This window comes from Acidiphilium sp. JA12-A1 (genome assembly GCF_000724705.2).
Lineage (GTDB): Bacteria > Pseudomonadota > Alphaproteobacteria > Acetobacterales > Acetobacteraceae > Acidiphilium > Acidiphilium multivorum.
In genome coordinates this window covers 1-1,745 of record NZ_JFHO01000152.1, presented here as the reverse complement: position 1 = coordinate 1,745, position 1,745 = coordinate 1, and the positions used below count along the sequence as shown (strand labels likewise).

The 1,745-nt window shown below is 70.9% G+C and carries 2 protein-coding genes and 2 pseudogenes; 1 reads left to right on the top strand and 3 read right to left on the bottom strand.

Going from position 1 to position 1,745, the window contains the following annotated elements; translation table 11 throughout:
* The 3 genes and pseudogenes from RT91_RS18790 to RT91_RS18780 all read right to left on the bottom strand — a co-directional run.
* A pseudogene (locus RT91_RS18790) lies at positions 1–370 on the bottom strand (alpha/beta hydrolase); the annotation flags it as partial.
* Entirely contained in the window at positions 342–653 is a 312-nt protein-coding gene (locus RT91_RS18785; protein WP_011942183.1) for a DUF1330 domain-containing protein, read from the bottom strand. The pseudogene RT91_RS18790 and the gene RT91_RS18785, both read right to left, overlap by 29 nt.
* Positions 654–709: 56 nt before the next feature.
* The gene (locus tag RT91_RS18780) at positions 710–1,327 is read right to left on the bottom strand and encodes a hypothetical protein (RefSeq protein ID WP_013639971.1); all 618 of its coding nucleotides are present in this window, start codon (positions 1,325–1,327) and stop codon (positions 710–712) included.
* A gap of 125 nt (positions 1,328–1,452) precedes the next feature.
* On the opposite strand from RT91_RS18780, the pseudogene RT91_RS18775 reads away from it, so the two are divergent.
* Positions 1,453–1,745 (top strand): annotated as a pseudogene (locus tag RT91_RS18775) (hypothetical protein); the annotation flags it as partial.

The window sequence follows — 1,745 nt, the reverse complement described above, 5'->3', positions numbered from 1 at the left end:
CGCCGACGACCGCGGCAAAGCCCGGCCCATGCCGGTGGCCGCGCAGGTCGCGCCCGCCCGGCGCGTCCGGAATCACCACCGCGAAGCCCCGCCGCACCCAGTCCCGCCTCGTGCGGACGAGGAAATTCGCGCCATGCCGGAACCGCCCCGTCCGCGTCAGCCCGACCCGCCCGGTCCCGCCCGGCAGCATCACCAGCGTCGCGCGCGGATGCGCCGGGCGCAGCACCAGCACGCGCTCCGGCCCGAGCGCCGTGTCCAGCCGCACCACCCGCGCCCGCGCCGCCGCCAGCGGCAGCCAGGCCAGCGCCAGCGCGGCAAGCAGGGCGCGCGTCCGCCCGCGCTCAGGCCGCGCCGGGCTGCGCCCCGTCATACCCCTCGACCACCACCACATCGGCGACCGACGCCCCCTCGCGCAGCGCCTTCGCCCTCGCGTATTCGGGCGAGTGGTAGCAGGCCAGCGCCGCCGCGTGGTCGGGGAATTCCAGCACCACGATCCGCGACCGCATCCCGCCCTCGACCGCCTCCGCCGCCCCGCCGCGCACCAGGAACCGCGCGCCGTATTTCGCGAACGCCACCGCGTTCTCCCGCACATAGGCCGCATAGGCCTCGGCGTCGCGCACATCGACGCTCGCGATCCAGTATCCCTTCGCCATATTTCTGCTCCTCCTCGCCATTGCGGGCCGGCCGGCGCCCGCCCGCCGCGGCCGCGTCAGCGATTGATCACCACGAGGCTGCTGCGAAGCGTGTAGATCGTGCCGGACATCACCGTCCACACCCGCCGGGTGTTCGCGCTCGCTGCCTGCGCCTTCTCGTGCAGCCCGTTCCCCACCGCCGCCTCGATCTCATGGCAGCCCGGCCACATGTGTTGGGTGTCCTTCGCCCCCGGCGCCGTCACGTAATACCAGGTCTTCGTCGTGTCCTGGTATTTCAGGATGGACCAGCTGTTCACCTGCCCCTTGCTCACGCCCATCGGCAGCGCCTTCATGATCATGCCGGAAAACTTCTTCCGCCATTGCTTCTTGATCTGGTCGGTGAACGAGGCCCGGATCTCCGCCCCCTCGAACCCGTGCCGGGCGTTGCAGGTGATCACCTCGACCGTGCGGATATTGGGGTTCATCTTCTGCCACGCCCTGATGTTCGCGAGAAACGCGTCCGCCTCCATCGTGCAGAACTTGTAGGCGTCGCCATGCCCCCAATAGACCAGCGTGTCGACGCTGCCGCGTCCGAACGGCGTATCGCCGACCTCGCTGATCAACGATCCCGGATTCGCCGCCTGCAACGCCTCCGCCCGCTTCTTGTGGTCCGCCTGATAAATGATGTGAATCACGCCGCCGCCTCCCAGGATTTGTTGTCCGGCGTCCCGGATCCGAGATCCACCGCGAATTTCAGGGACAGGACGCCGGCGCGCCGCCCCGGTCATCGCGAGGCGGCAACGATGCTTTCATCGCCGTCTTGCCGGCAAATCCGACAACCGGCAATGACCGGCGTCACATCGCCCTTGCCCACCCCCCTGCCGCCGTGGTCCTTTCGGGCATGGCCAGCGCCGTCCCCCTCGCCAGTCCCGCCAGCCGCTTCGCCGCGATCATCGCGGCGCTGTGCGACCGCGTGGCCGCCGAGGGTCACCGGCGCGGCATCGCCGGCCCCTTGGTGATCCTGATCTGGACGCGCCTGCGCCGCCTCGCCGCCCGTCTCGCCGCGGCGCTGGACCGTCCGCAGCGCCCCCCGCGCCCCCGCCATCCCGCAAC